Here is a 13,069-nt window from a genome sequence, read left to right as displayed (position 1 = left end):
TCAGCAGGCCTGTTCGTTGAGTGCCCGTTCGGCATTGATGCGGCGTGCAGTTTCCGCGGCGCTGAACCCGCGCGGCGGATCGAAGGTCGCTCAAGCCATAGCGGCCCGGCACTGGCGGGGTGTGAGTTCGTTACAAAGGCGGGCAAGATCAGCCGGACTCAACATGGTATCCGGAAAAGTTTGGAAGGGCGTCCTGCTCGAGTAGCTGAAGGTCATCGAGTATCGGTCGGTCTTTGTCGGCGCCTGGGCGCGGTGAAACACCCGACTGGTGTCGACGAATATCGCCGATAAGCGAGGACCGATGGCTTGAATCCAGTCCGCCGGCGGGACCGTGCGCGCCATTGTGGCGTCGGATACAAAGCCGGATGAATATTTGAGGATGCGAGCGGCGTGGTTGCTCGCGGGGCGGTCAATGTACTCGAACGGCCCACCTCCATCGCTGACATCGCTCAGGTAAACGATGATTTTCAGCATCCGGCGGTCTTCGATGTCCCTGTGCCATTGCCGTACATCGTCGACAACGCCGTCAGCCCGCTCCCGCCTTACCCCCACGCCTAGGTAATGCACTGGCAGGCCGATGTAGTGCTCGGCCAAGTCTAGGTTGTCATCCGTCAGACCCCACTTGTAGAGAGCGGGGTGGGCCGCCACATCGTGAGGCAAGACTATGTCCGGCGTGGCGCATTCCCGCAAACCGACGACGAAGCGATCGGCTACCTCGAGTGCAGCCGCCGGTATCGTCATTGCGTCCCGGATGGCGACGCCGTGAGCCCTGAGGTCGGTGATGACGTCGAATCTGTCCCGGCTGACCCATGGCAGGTTTTCCGCGTGCCGTCCGAGTCGGGCATGGTAACGATGTTCAGACCACGGCTTGACGAGCGGGGCACGCAGGAATGTTCGTATGGTTTTCCCGCGCACGCGCGCCCTGAGGCCGGATGTTAGTAGGTAGTGACCCATGCGTTCCCCTTCGATGAGTATTGGAGCCAGCTCGCGCAACCACCCGCCGAAGTGCCCACTAAACCACATGCCGAACGCCCGCACGCAGGAATGAGGTGCTCGCAGCACAGTCGAGCGGATTCGCGGAGTAATCCTGAAGGCGAGGCGATCGACCATTCAAGCATGGACTAGTCGCAACAGGCCGGTTCGTAAGTGCATTCCCCAGCTCCTACGCTGGCAAATATCCACCACCAACTAGAACATGTTTCAAGAAGCAATCCCGGTGGATGGCACCGCCTGTTACGGTTCGCCCGGCACACAGGAAGAGAGGCTCACGTGATTCTGGACAGGTTTCGGTTGGACGACCACGTCGCGGTGGTCACTGGCGCAGGTCGCGGACTCGGTGCCGCAATGGCGCTGGCCTTCGCGGACGCCGGTGCGGACGTGCTGATCGCATCGCGCACGCGGTCCCAACTCGAGGAGGTCGCCGAGCAGATTCGCGGCACCGGACGACGCGCCCACGTGGTTGTCGCCGACCTCGCCCACCCGGACGACACCGCCAGGCTCGCAACCGAGGCCGTCGAGGCGTTCGGCAAACTAGACATCGTCGTCAACAACGTCGGCGGCACCATGCCGGCACCTCTGGTGAACACCTCGACCAAGGACCTCCGCGACGCGTTCGCGTTCAACGTGTCGACCGCGCACGCGCTGACCGCGGCCGCCGCCCCGCTCATGCTCGAGCATTCCGGCGGCGGCAGCATCATCAACGTCACGTCGACGATGGGCAGGCTGGCCGGCCGCGGCTTCGTCGCCTACGGCACCGCTAAAGCCGCACTTGCCCACTACACCCGGTTGGCCGCCCTTGACCTGTGTCCGCGGATCCGGGTGAACGCGATCGCACCCGGTTCGATCCTCACCTCGGCACTCGACATCGTCGCCTCCAACGACGATCTCCGCGAGGCGATGGAGAGGGTGACGCCGATGCGCCGACTGGGGGATCCCGAGGACATCGCGGCCGCCGCCGTCTACCTCTCCTCGCCGGCGGGCAGCTACCTCACAGGCAAGACCCTCGAGGTCGACGGCGGCCTCACGTTCCCCAATCTCGACCTACCCATCCCCGATCTGTGAGGAGTACTGAATGGCCATTCGCGTAGCGCAGATCGGCACCGGAAACGTCGGCCGGCACGCTCTCAGCCAACTGATCACCGACCCAAGATTCGAGCTGACCGGCGTGTGGGTGTCCTCGGCGGCCAAGGCCGGCAAGGACGCCGCAGAGCTTGCCGGACTTGACAATTCGACGGGAATCACCGCCACCGATGATCTGGACGCCGTCCTGGCGGGCAATCCCGAATGCGCGGTTTACACTGCCATGGCCGACAACCGTCTCCCCGAAGCGCTGCAGGACTACCGGCGCATCCTGGCGGCGGGTGTCAACGTCGTCGGCAGCAGTGCGGTGTTCCTGCAATACCCATGGCAGACACTGCCCGACGACCTCGTCTCGCCGATCGAGGAGGCCGCGAAGGCGGGTAACTCGAGCATTTTCGTCAACGGCATCGACCCGGGCTTCGCCAACGACCTCCTTCCGCTCGCGCTGGCAGGCACATGTCAGAGCATCGAGCAGATCCGGTGCATGGAGATCATCAACTACGACACCTACGACAGCGCCACGGTGATGTTCGACGTGATGGGCTTCGGCAAGCGGCTCGACGACATCCCGCTGCTGCTGCAACCGGGCGTGCTGAGCCTGGCGTGGGGGTCGGTCGTCCGGCAACTCGCCGCGGGCCTCGGCGTCGAGCTCGACGAGGTGACCGAGACCTACCTACGCGAGCCGGCACCCGAGGACTTCGAGATCGCGTCCGGACACATCGCCAAAGGCACCGCCGCGGCACTGCGGTTCGAGGTGCGGGGCATCAAGAACGGCAAGGCCGCCGTCGTGCTCGAACACGTGACGCGACTGCGCGACGACCTGCACCCGGATTGGCCGCAACCCGCTCAGGACGGCGGCTCGTACCGGATCGAGGTGACCGGCGAGCCGTCCTACGCGTTGGACCTCTGCCTCAGTAGCCGCAAGGGCGACCACAACCACGCCGGGCTGGTTGCTACCGCGGCCCGCGTCGTCAACGCGATCCCCGCCGTGATCGACGCTGCGCCGGGCATCACGACGACGCTGGACTTACCCCTCATCACTGGAAAAGGGCTGTACGCTGGCTGATAACTCGGGGATCACTTGAAGCGAAGGGCTTGCCTATGCGGACGACGCTGCGTTATCTCACCCCGCTGGCCGCAGCGGCAGGTGTCGCCGCGGCAATCCTGACGGCCCCCGCCGCCTTAGCCGACGACCCGGCGCCGCTGCCCCAGTGTGTGGACACCGGTGGCGCCGAAGCCATCGGCGGCTCGACGACCGAATGCGCGACGCCCGGCAACGTGGAGATCAACGCCACGCCTGCCGAGCCCGAGTTCGATGGTCCGTGGGGCGACATGTGGGGGAGCGAGGGCCTGTTCTTCCCCTGATCGGCCTGAGGAGGCCAGTGGTGCGGATTGGCATCCGGTATCTCACACCAGTTTTCGTAGCGGCGGCTGCCGCGGCGGCGATGGTGACCGCACCTTCCGCCGTCGCCCAACCCGGCGACTCCTCCACTCTCCCGTCGTGCGTCGACACGGGTGGCGCCGAAGCCATCGGCGGCTCGACGACCGAGTGCGCGACACCGGGCAACGTCCAAATCAACGCCACCCCGGCTGAACCGACATATCTGTATCCGTGGGACGACGAGTTCTACGGCCCCGCCCTCATCATCGGCGGTGGAGGCTACGGCCCCCACGGCGGCGGTGGTGGCGGTGGCGGCCATGGCGGCCGCTGACATCCCTGGCCCCTTGAGGAGGCCGACCATGCGAACCAGGATTCGCTATCTCACTCCGCTCTTCGCAATGGTGGGCGTTTGTGCCGTCGTCGCGACGGCGCCGAGCGCCGCCGCGCAGCCCCGCTGCACAAACGTGGGACCGAACACGACTCAATGCCAGACCAACGGCAGCGCGCAGATCACCACCTCGCCCCCGCTGAACAACAACAATTGGGGCTGGCCCTACGGCGGCGGTCTCATCATCGGGATCGGCGGCTTCGGTTTCGGGTGGTGATTCACCACTAGCCGCTGCCCGAGGTTTCGTCTAACCTAACTTTTCTATTCGCATTCCCGGATAGAAGGTGGGTGAGTTGATACCGGACACCGAGGCGCCGCTACGTCCGAGCTGGTTGCTGCTGGGTCCCGCGTTCGTCGCCGCCATCGCATACGTTGATCCCGGTAACGTCGCGGCCAACGTCAGCGCCGGCGCACAGTTCGGTTTCCTGCTCGTCTGGGTCATCATCGTGGCCAATGTGATGGCCGGTCTCGTGCAGTTCCTGTCGGCCAAGCTCGGCCTGGTCACCGGACGCAGCCTGCCCGAGTCGGTCGCCGACCACTCCCGCACCAGTACCCGGATCATGTATTGGCTGCAGGCCGAATTCGTCGCAATGGCAACGGATCTCGCCGAGGTCGTCGGCGGTGCGATTGCCCTGCATCTACTCTTCGACCTGCCGCTGTTGATGGGCGGTGTGATCACCGGCGCGGTGTCGTTGGTGCTGCTCGCCATCCAGAACCGCAGGGGTCAGCGCGCCTTCGAACGGGTGATCAGCGGGCTGCTGATGGTCATCGCGATCGGATTCCTGGTCAGCCTGTTCGTCGAACCGCCGGCCGCCGGCGACGTCGCCGCGGGACTCGTGCCGCGGTTCGAAGGGGCCGAGAGCGTGCTGCTGGCCACCGCGATGCTCGGCGCGACGGTCATGCCGCACGCGGTCTACCTGCACTCGGGTCTTGCGCGGGACCGTCACGGTCATCCCGATGCCGGTCCGCATCGCCGACGACTCCTCAAGATCACCCGGCTCGACGTCGTGCTCGCGATGCTCGCCGCGGGCGCGGTGAACCTGTCGATGGTGCTGGTCGCCGCGACCAACCTGCAGGGTCGCGACAACACCGACTCCATCGAGGGCGCCCACGCCGCCGTCCGCGACACCCTCGGCCCCACGGTTGCGCTGTTCTTCGCCGTCGGCCTACTGGCCTCCGGGCTGGCCTCGACATCGGTGGGCGCGTACGCCGGCGCGATGATCATGCAAGGCCTGCTGCACCGCTCCTATCCGCTGTTGTTGCGACGGCTCGTCACCCTGATCCCCGCGCTGGTGATCCTGGCGATCGGCGTCGACCCCAGCCGCGCCCTGGTGCTGTCACAGGTGGTGTTGTCTTTCGGAATCCCGTTCGCGCTGATTCCCCTCGTGCGGATGACCAGCGACCGCCGCCTGATGGGCGATGACACCAACCACCGGTTGACGACTGTTCTGGGCTGGTCTGTCGCGATTCTGATCAGTGTGCTCAACGTCGTACTGATCTACCTGACCATCACTGGTTAGCTGGTCCGCGTTCTCGGCACCACACGAAATGCGCAGGTCAGTGGCTCGATTAAAATAGACCGCGTGGTTATGGACAGCGAGGTGCGCGCTCGGCATAACTACTTCGCCTATGGCTCCAATATCTGCGTGCGTCAGATGGCGCGAAGATGCCCCGACGCCGTGGATCCCCGACCCGCCACACTGGCCGATCACGGCTGGCTGATCAACCAGCGCGGGGTCGCCACGGTCGAGCCGTTCGACGGCTCGCAGGTGCACGGCGTGCTCTGGCAGGTGACCGATGACGACCTCGCGACCCTGGACAGTGCCGAGGGTGTGCCTTCGCGCTACCGCCGCGACCGCCTGACCGTTCAGACCGACGCGGGCTCCTCCGAAGCCTGGGTGTACATCGACCATCGCGTCGACCCTGGCGCACCGCGGCCGGGCTACCTGGAGCGCATCGTCGACGGTGCAGTGCACCACGAACTGCCGCACCGGTGGATCGAATTTCTCAAGCGGTGGGATCCGACGAACTGGCCGCACCGTGCCGACAAGTCGAGTTCGATTGCACCTCGGTCACTTTCGGAGTTACTCGCGTACCCCGGCGTCATCGAACACGCCACCCTGCGGTCGACGTTCGGCTTCCTGGCCATCCACGGCGGCGGGCTGGAACAGATGACCGACGTCATCGCCGAGCGTGCCGCCGAGGCGGCCGGCGCCTCGGTGTACGTGGTGCGCCATCCCGACCACTACCCGCATCACCTGTCCTCCGCGTTGTACAACGCGGAGGAGTCCGACAGGTTGGCAGAGTTCCTCGACCACGTCGACGTCGCGGTGTCGGTGCACGGATACGGACGCGTCGGCCGCAGCACCGAACTGCTCGCCGGCGGGGGCAACCGGGAACTCGCCGAACAGCTCGCGCGCTACGTCGTGGTGCCCGGCTACCGGATCGTCACGGATCTCGACGCGATCCCGCGCGAGCTGCGGGGCCTGCATCCCGACAACCCGGTCAACCGGGTGCGGGGCGGCGGCACCCAACTCGAACTGACCCCCCGGGTGCGGGGCATCAGCCCACGCAGCGGGCTACCCGGCGACGATGGCCTCACCCCGGCGACGTCGGAGTTGGTGCGGGGCCTCGCCGCGACCGCCCATTCCTGGGAACTGACCTCCGCATAGTGCGCACCGCAGTGCTCGCGGCCACCGTCGTAATCCTCGGGCTCGCGGTCGCGCCGGCGTACGCAGCTCCCGATGCCGTCGACGGAGCGCTGGCCCGCATCGTCGCCGACGACGATCTGGCGGGCGGAATCGCGGTCATCCGCGACGGCACCAACCTCGTCCGATACGCTGCCGGCTTTTCGGACGTCGACATCAGGGCCGGCTTCGCGCCGAACACCCATATCCGCGCCGCAAGCATTACGAAAACCTTTGTCGCCGCGACGGTTCTGCAACTGGTCGCGGAGGACAAGATCGATCTCGATGCGCCGATCGAGACGTACCTGCCCGGCCGCATCCACGGCGAGGGCATCGACGCCGGCGCCATCACGGTCCGTCAACTGCTGCGCCACCAGAGTGGCCTTCCGGAGTACTTCGACGCCGACACCCCCGTCCCCACGGAGCCCGTCGGCGCGGATGAGCTCCTGGGCGCGGCCCTGACCCGGGCCGCCCAGTTTCCGCCGGGCGCGGCGGTCAAATACACCAACACGAACTACGTCATCGCGGGTCTGCTGATCGAGACAGTGACCGGACGACCGGCCGCGGAGGAGGTTACGCGCCGAATCATCCTGCCGCTGAGACTGTTCGACACCTACTTTCCCGCGCCCGGTGACGACGGGCTTCGCACGCCGTTCGCGCACGGCTACGAGGTAGTCGACGGCCGCCGGACGGACGTTACGGCCTTCAACGCGTCTGCGGCGGGCATGTCTGGTGCGCTGATTTCCACCAACGAAGACACATCGGCGTTCCTCACCGCACTGCTCGACGGCCGCGTCATCCCGCGTGCGCAACTGGACGAGATGATGACGACGGTCCCATGGGGCGACGCGGGCCCCGGCTTCGGCTACGGGCTGGGGCTGACCCGTATCGACCTGGATTGCGGCGTCACGGTGTGGGCCCACGGCGGCGATATCGACGGCTACCACAGCCTGATCACAAAGGCCTTCGGCAAGCCCGCGTTGTCGATGACGTTGACCCAATCGCCGCCCGAGACGGATTCGATCGCCGAGGATCCGCGCGCCGCGCTGGTCTCGGCCGTCTACTGCCCGGCGTAGCCGCGGCCGCGCCGCACCACCCATCCGCCCGTCCCCCGGCTCCGAATAGGGGATGTGGAACGCATGCGCCCCTACGAACGCTCGGTCGCGGTCATCGGCAGCGGGGTGGCCGGCCTGGTCACCTCGTACGTGCTGTCGGCCCAGGACAGGGTGACGCTTTTCGATGCCGACACCCGCATCGGCGGGCACGCCCACACCCACTATGTCGACCGCGGGGACGGCTACACCGTCGGCGTCGACAGCGCGTTCCTGGTGCACAACGACCGCACCTACCCCACGTTGTGCCGGCTCTTCGACGAACTGGGTATCGCCACCCAGGACACCGACATGTCGATGTCGGTTCGCGATGACGCCAGCGGCCTGGAGTACGCGGGTGCCCGTGGCCTCGGCGGCCTTTTTCCCTCCTGGTCGTCGCTGGCCCGCCCGCGCTACCTCCGGATGCTGACCGAGATCAAACGGTTCCACACGGCCGCCACCCGGCTGCTGACAAGCGACCCGGGCCGCGACGAGACGCTCGGCGTGTTCCTCGACCGACATGGCTTCTCCGCTTACTTCGTCGACCATTTCATGACGCCGCTGGTCGCAGCGGTCTGGTCGTCCCCTCCGGACGAGGCGCTGCAGTATCCCGCTCGCTATTTGTTCGTCTTCCTCGAGCACCACGGCATGCTGTCGGTCTTCGGCTCCCCCACCTGGCGCACCGTGGTCGGCGGATCGGCGACCTACGTCGAGGCGATCCTGGCCCGGGTCGACGAGGTGTGCGCCGGTGCGCCGGTGCGCTCGGTCCGGCGGGTACCCGGCGGCGTCACGGTGACAGCGGCGGGTAATACGCGGCTCTTCGACGCAGCGGTCATCGCAACCCATCCCGATCAGGCACTGCTCATGCTGGCCGAACCCACCGTTCCCGAGCGCGCACTCCTCGGCGCCATGCCCTACTGCATCAACCGCGCCCAGTTGCACACCGACGAATCGGTGCTGCCCCGACAGAGTCGGGCGCGCGCCTGCTGGAACTACCTGCGCACGCCGAACGACGACCGGGTGCTGGTCACCTACGACATCACCCGGTTGATGCGGCTGGGCGGCCCGCGTCGATTCCTCGTGACACTCGGCGGGCACGAGCACGTCGACCCCGCGACGGTCATCGCCGAGATGACCTACAGCCATCCGGTCTATACCCCGGATTCTTTTGCCGCTCAAAGGCTTCTGCCCACACTCGACGACGACCGCGTGGTATTCGCAGGCGCCTACCACGGCTGGGGATTCCACGAGGACGGTGCGGCGTCCGGCCTGCGGGCGGCCCAGCGCCTGGGTGCGCAATGGCCGTCCATCCCCCGTGAGGCGGTCCCGTGTTGAGCTCCGCGTTGTACCGCACCACGATCACGCATCTTCGCCGGGCGCCGGTGCACCACTACTTCGAGCACCGCAGCTACACCTGGTACATCGACCTCGACGACCTGCCCCAGCTGCCGCGCTGGCTGCGGCCGTTCGCCCGGTTCGAGGCGCACGACCACCTCTGGGATCCCGGGCCCGGTGAGCCGAACGACACTCTGCGGCAACGCATCGACGCTTTCTTGGCGGAGCGGGGCATCGACCTGTACGGCGGCCGGATCACCGCGTTGATGCAGCCCAGGGTGTTGGGCTACGTGTTCAATCCGCTCAGCCTCTACTGGTGTCATGACGCCGACGGCGTGCTGCGCCACATAATCGCCGAAGTCCACAACACGTACGGCGGCAGGCATGCGTACCTGCTGCCGCCCGACAACAGTCGGGCGACGATGGTGCGCAAGAAGCTGTACGTTTCGCCGTTCAACGACGTCGACGGCTACTATCTGGTGCACGCGCCCCGGCCGGACGATGCGTTGGACGTCCGTATTTCGCTGCACCGCGACAACCAGCCCGCTTTCGTCGCCACGTTGCGCGGCACCAGGCGGCGGGCGGGCATCCCCGAGATCCTGTGGCTTCAGGTCGTCGCGCCACTGGCCCCGTTGATGGCGGCACTGGGCATTCGCATTCAGGGCATCACCCTGTGGCTGCGACGGGTTCCGATCGTGCCGCGCGCCGACAGCGTCGACAACGAACCTGTCCGCCGGCGACATCAGGAAGAGGTCGAACAACTGTGACCACGCATATTGCCCGATCTGAGACCGCGGCAATCGATCCCGTTCGCTGGCCGGCCGTGGCGCGGTTGCCCCGCGGCCCGGTCAGTACCTTGACCGGCGCGATCGCCGACCGGCTGTTCCGGCAGGCGGCCGCACGGCTGCCGGTCCGCGTGGTCTATCCCGATGGCATGGTCATCGGTGCCGCGGATCCGACGATGCCGACGATGCTGGTCCACCGACCCGAGGCGCTCGTCCGCCGGATCGGCCGGTACGGGCTGATCGGCTTCGGGGAGTCCTACATGGCCGGCGATTGGAGTTCGGCCGATCCAGCGGCCCTGCTCACCGAGTTCGCCAAAAGGCTCGCCGAGCTGATTCCGCCTGCGCTGCAGCAGTTCCGCCCCCTTGCGGTGGTCCGCCACCCGCGTTCCCAGCACAACAGCCGGATCCAGGCGCGGCGCAACATCGCCGAGCACTACGACCTCTCCAACGAGTTGTTCGGCGAGTTCCTCGACGAGACGATGACGTATTCGAGCGCGTTGTTCGAATCGCTGCCCGCGACCCCGGCCGTCCTGGCCGAGGCGCAGAACCGCAAGATCGATCGGCTGCTCGACAACGCACACGTCGGGGTCGGCAGCCGCGTGCTCGAGATCGGCACGGGCTGGGGTGAACTCAGCATCAGGGCGGCGTCACGGGGAGCTCAGGTCCGGTCCATCACCCTGTCGGCCGAGCAGCAGCGGTTCGCACGAGAGCGGGTGGCCGCGGCCAGGCTGTCCGACCGCGTCGAGATCGACCTGTGCGACTATCGCGATGTCGACGGACGCTACGATGCCGTGCTGTCGGTCGAGATGATCGAAGCGGTCGGATATCGGTTCTGGCCGACGTACTTCGGCGCCCTCGATCGGTTGGTGGCGCCGGGGGGACGTGTCGCGATCCAGGCCATCACCATGCCGCACGACCGAATGATGGCCAGCCGCACCACATATACGTGGATACAGAAATATATCTTTCCCGGCGGCCTGCTGCCGTCCACCGAGGCGATCGTCGGCATCACCGAGCGTCATACCCGGTTGCGCACCGTGGACATGTACTCGCTGCGCCTGCACTACGCCGAAACCTTGCGGCTGTGGCGGGAACGCTTCGCGGGACGCCGAGATGCCTTGGTCGCGTTGGGCTTCGACGACGTTTTCCACCGGATGTGGGAGCTGTACCTGGCATACTCCGAGGCGGGTTTCAGGGCCGGTTATCTCGACGTCTATCAGTGGACGTTCGCACCGACGGGACGTGAGCGATGACGTTCGTCGTCGTCTCGGCGGCCTCACTGGCAACCGTGCTGGCGATGTTCGGCGTGACATTCGCGATCGGCAGGCGGATCGGACGGTACAACGTCGTCGACGTCACGTGGGGACTCGGATTCGTGGCGGCCGCGGCGGTGGTCGCCGTCCTGGGCACAGGTGACCTGTTCCGGCGGGTCCTGCTGCTGGTGCTGGTCGCAGTCTGGGGTCTTCGACTGGCCTGGCACATGGTCGTCAAGTCGGCAGGCAAGGGCGAGGACCCTCGTTATCGCGATCTGCTGCGCGGCGACTTCTCGGCGGCTCACGTGCTGCGCCGGGTGTTCGCCGTACAGGCCGCTGCAACGTGGTTTGTCTCGCTACCGCTGCAGGTTTCGGCGGTATTGGGCACGACTCCTTCGGGCCTGCGACCGGTCTTGATCGTCGGAATCGCCGTCTGGTGTGGTGGTCTGCTTTTCGAGGCGGTCGGCGACCACCAGTTGCGCCAGTTCAAGGCGGATCCGGCCAACAAAGGCGTGGTCATGGACCGCGGCCTGTGGGCGTGGACCCGTCATCCCAACTACTTTGGCGATGCGACTGTCTGGTGGGGACTGTGGCTCGTCGGCGTCGCCGGTTGGGTTTCGGTTGCGACAGTGCTGTCTCCTGCGGTCATGACGTACTTCGTCGTGTACGCGACTGGTGCCCGCCGCACCGAGAAATACATGGCGGACCGACCTGGCTTCAATGAATATCGTTCGCGCACTTCATTTTTCGTCCCAACGCGTCCCAAATCGCGATTACCGTGACGATTTCGACAGCGGTGGCTAGGCTACCGCTCGTGACCACCGATCTCGACGGACTGCTACGCCAGGTGGCCCGGCGGGACATCGACGCGTTCACGAGCTTTTATGACCAGACCCGCGCCCGGGTGTTCGGCCTGGTCACCCGGGTGCTCCGCGACCCCGGCTACAGCGAGGAAACCACACAGGACATCTACCTGCAGGTTTGGCGCACGGCCGACAGCTACGACCCGAAGGCCGGCTCCCCGCTGGCATGGCTGCTCACCTTGGCCCACCGGCGCGCGGTGGACCGGGTGCGTTCCGAGCAGGCCGCCGGCGCACGCGAGTCGCGCTACGGCGCCGCGAACGTCGACCCGCCCTCGGACCAGGTCGCCGACACCGTGGTGCTGCGTGACGAGCATCGCCAGGTCACCGACTGCCTCGAGTCACTCACCGACGCACAACGGCAGGCCATCCAACTCGCCTATTACGACGGGCTGACCTACGTCCAGGTGTCCGAGCGGCTGTCGGCGAATCTCGCCACGATCAAATCCCGGATGCGCGATGCCATCCGGGGCCTCCGCAGGTGTCTGGGGATCCCATGACCGAGCCACGACCCGACCTGATCGAACTCGCTGTGCCGTACGCCCTGCATGCGGTTCCGGACGCCGAGTACGCCGACATCGAACAACGCCTCGCCGCGGCACCTCCCGACGTAGTGCGTGCCTTCCACGACGAGGTCCGCGCCGTCAGGGAAACCATGGCCGCCGTCTCCGCGGCCACCGCTGTCGAGCCACCGCTTCAACTGCGCGACCGAGTGCTGGCCAGCGTGAGCCCCGAGGCCGCGCCGGTATTGCGCCCACGCATCAAACGCTGGCAGGCCGTCGTACTGGCCGCGGCCGCCGCGCTGGCAATCGGTCTCGGGGCACTCGGCGTCGGTCTGGCGCTGCGGCCCCCGCCTGCCCCGTCGACGGCGGCCGAGGTGTTCACGGCGCCCGATGTGCGGACCGTGTCGGGCAGCATTCCCGGCGGCGGCACCGCCACGGTGGTGTTCTCCCGCGAAAAGGACGCCGGGGTGTTGGTGATGAACAATGTGGCGCCGCCGGAGGCGGGCACGGTTTATCAGATGTGGTTGGTTGCCCCCGACGGCCCGCATTCGGCGGGCACGATGGACGCCGGGGCCGTCGCCCCGTCTACCACCGCCGTGCTGCCCGATCTGGGTGCGTCCAACGCGCTTGCCTTCACTGTGGAACCTCCCGGTGGCTCGCGGAGCCCGACCACACCGGTGTTCGCCGAACTGCCGCTGGTCTAGACA

General features: G+C 66.7%; 15 protein-coding genes. 14 read left to right on the top strand and 1 reads right to left on the bottom strand.

Features of this window, described 5'->3' with window-relative positions; all coding sequences use genetic code 11:
* Window positions 1-90: 90 nt before the first annotated feature.
* A complete protein-coding gene (locus ACVWWN_RS12120) occupies window positions 91-1,110 on the bottom strand; it encodes a hypothetical protein (protein ID WP_457144108.1) in 1,020 nt (339 codons plus the stop codon).
* A 159-nt stretch (window positions 1,111-1,269) separates the two neighbouring features.
* On the opposite strand from ACVWWN_RS12120, the gene ACVWWN_RS12115 reads away from it, so the two are divergent.
* From ACVWWN_RS12115 to ACVWWN_RS12050, 14 genes are all read left to right on the top strand, one after another.
* The gene (locus ACVWWN_RS12115) at window positions 1,270-2,061 is read left to right on the top strand and encodes an SDR family oxidoreductase (RefSeq protein WP_457144107.1); all 792 of its coding nucleotides are present in this window, start codon (window positions 1,270-1,272) and stop codon (window positions 2,059-2,061) included.
* A gap of 10 nt (window positions 2,062-2,071) precedes the next feature.
* Window positions 2,072-3,145: an NAD(P)H-dependent amine dehydrogenase family protein gene (locus ACVWWN_RS12110; protein WP_457144106.1), complete on the top strand. Its 1,074-nt coding sequence runs from the start codon at window positions 2,072-2,074 to the stop codon at window positions 3,143-3,145.
* Window positions 3,146-3,180: 35 nt separating this feature from the next.
* The gene (locus ACVWWN_RS12105) at window positions 3,181-3,444 is read left to right on the top strand and encodes a hypothetical protein (protein WP_457144105.1); all 264 of its coding nucleotides are present in this window, start codon (window positions 3,181-3,183) and stop codon (window positions 3,442-3,444) included.
* 20 nt (window positions 3,445-3,464) lie between these two features.
* Window positions 3,465-3,791 carry a hypothetical protein gene (locus tag ACVWWN_RS12100; protein WP_457144104.1) on the top strand — a complete coding sequence of 109 codons (327 nt, stop codon included), beginning with the start codon at window positions 3,465-3,467 and terminating at the stop codon, window positions 3,789-3,791.
* 28 nt (window positions 3,792-3,819) lie between these two features.
* Entirely contained in the window at window positions 3,820-4,065 is a 246-nt protein-coding gene (locus tag ACVWWN_RS12095) for a hypothetical protein (protein WP_457144103.1), read from the top strand.
* Window positions 4,066-4,141: 76 nt separating this feature from the next.
* Window positions 4,142-5,368 (top strand): Nramp family divalent metal transporter, encoded by a 1,227-nt coding sequence (locus ACVWWN_RS12090; protein ID WP_457144102.1) that lies wholly within the window; start codon window positions 4,142-4,144, stop codon window positions 5,366-5,368.
* 69 nt (window positions 5,369-5,437) lie between these two features.
* Complete coding sequence (locus ACVWWN_RS12085) at window positions 5,438-6,520, top strand: poly-gamma-glutamate hydrolase family protein (RefSeq protein WP_457149100.1); 1,083 nt, start codon at window positions 5,438-5,440, stop codon at window positions 6,518-6,520.
* Window positions 6,520-7,611, top strand: a complete 1,092-nt coding sequence (locus ACVWWN_RS12080) for a serine hydrolase domain-containing protein (protein ID WP_457144101.1) — start codon at window positions 6,520-6,522, stop codon at window positions 7,609-7,611. Before ACVWWN_RS12085 ends, ACVWWN_RS12080 begins: the two co-directional genes overlap by 1 nt.
* Window positions 7,612-7,674: 63 nt before the next feature.
* The gene (locus tag ACVWWN_RS12075) at window positions 7,675-8,961 is read left to right on the top strand and encodes an NAD(P)/FAD-dependent oxidoreductase (protein WP_457144100.1); all 1,287 of its coding nucleotides are present in this window, start codon (window positions 7,675-7,677) and stop codon (window positions 8,959-8,961) included.
* Window positions 8,955-9,728: a DUF1365 domain-containing protein gene (locus tag ACVWWN_RS12070; protein ID WP_457144099.1), complete on the top strand. Its 774-nt coding sequence runs from the start codon at window positions 8,955-8,957 to the stop codon at window positions 9,726-9,728. The genes ACVWWN_RS12075 and ACVWWN_RS12070 overlap by 7 nt, the downstream gene beginning before the upstream one ends.
* Entirely contained in the window at window positions 9,725-10,999 is a 1,275-nt protein-coding gene (locus tag ACVWWN_RS12065) for a class I SAM-dependent methyltransferase (protein ID WP_457144098.1), read from the top strand. The genes ACVWWN_RS12070 and ACVWWN_RS12065 overlap by 4 nt, the downstream gene beginning before the upstream one ends.
* Entirely contained in the window at window positions 10,996-11,781 is a 786-nt protein-coding gene (locus ACVWWN_RS12060; protein ID WP_457144097.1) for a DUF1295 domain-containing protein, read from the top strand. The genes ACVWWN_RS12065 and ACVWWN_RS12060 overlap by 4 nt, the downstream gene beginning before the upstream one ends.
* Complete coding sequence (locus tag ACVWWN_RS12055) at window positions 11,778-12,359, top strand: sigma-70 family RNA polymerase sigma factor (protein ID WP_457144096.1); 582 nt, start codon at window positions 11,778-11,780, stop codon at window positions 12,357-12,359. Before ACVWWN_RS12060 ends, ACVWWN_RS12055 begins: the two co-directional genes overlap by 4 nt.
* On the top strand, window positions 12,356-13,066 hold the full coding sequence (locus tag ACVWWN_RS12050; RefSeq protein WP_457144095.1) for an anti-sigma factor: 711 nt from the start codon (window positions 12,356-12,358) through the stop codon (window positions 13,064-13,066). Before ACVWWN_RS12055 ends, ACVWWN_RS12050 begins: the two co-directional genes overlap by 4 nt.
* Window positions 13,067-13,069: the final 3 nt, after the last annotated feature.

Source organism: Mycobacterium sp. URHB0021 (assembly GCF_054057895.1).
This window is presented reverse-complemented; position numbering and strand designations above follow the sequence as displayed.

Excerpts from the sequence above, each read along its gene's own strand:
- ACVWWN_RS12120 (WP_457144108.1), bottom strand. The coding sequence starts at position 1,110 with ATGGTCGATCGCCTCGCCTTCAGGATTACTCCGCGAATCCGCTCGACT.
- ACVWWN_RS12110 (WP_457144106.1), top strand. The coding sequence starts at position 2,072 with ATGGCCATTCGCGTAGCGCAGATCGGCACCGGAAACGTCGGCCGGCAC.
- ACVWWN_RS12105 (WP_457144105.1), top strand. The coding sequence starts at position 3,181 with ATGCGGACGACGCTGCGTTATCTCACCCCGCTGGCCGCAGCGGCAGGT.
- ACVWWN_RS12095 (WP_457144103.1), top strand. The coding sequence starts at position 3,820 with ATGCGAACCAGGATTCGCTATCTCACTCCGCTCTTCGCAATGGTGGGC.
- ACVWWN_RS12085 (WP_457149100.1), top strand. The coding sequence starts at position 5,438 with ATGGACAGCGAGGTGCGCGCTCGGCATAACTACTTCGCCTATGGCTCC.
- ACVWWN_RS12075 (WP_457144100.1), top strand. The coding sequence starts at position 7,675 with ATGCGCCCCTACGAACGCTCGGTCGCGGTCATCGGCAGCGGGGTGGCC.
- ACVWWN_RS12060 (WP_457144097.1), top strand. The coding sequence starts at position 10,996 with ATGACGTTCGTCGTCGTCTCGGCGGCCTCACTGGCAACCGTGCTGGCG.
- ACVWWN_RS12050 (WP_457144095.1), top strand. The coding sequence starts at position 12,356 with ATGACCGAGCCACGACCCGACCTGATCGAACTCGCTGTGCCGTACGCC.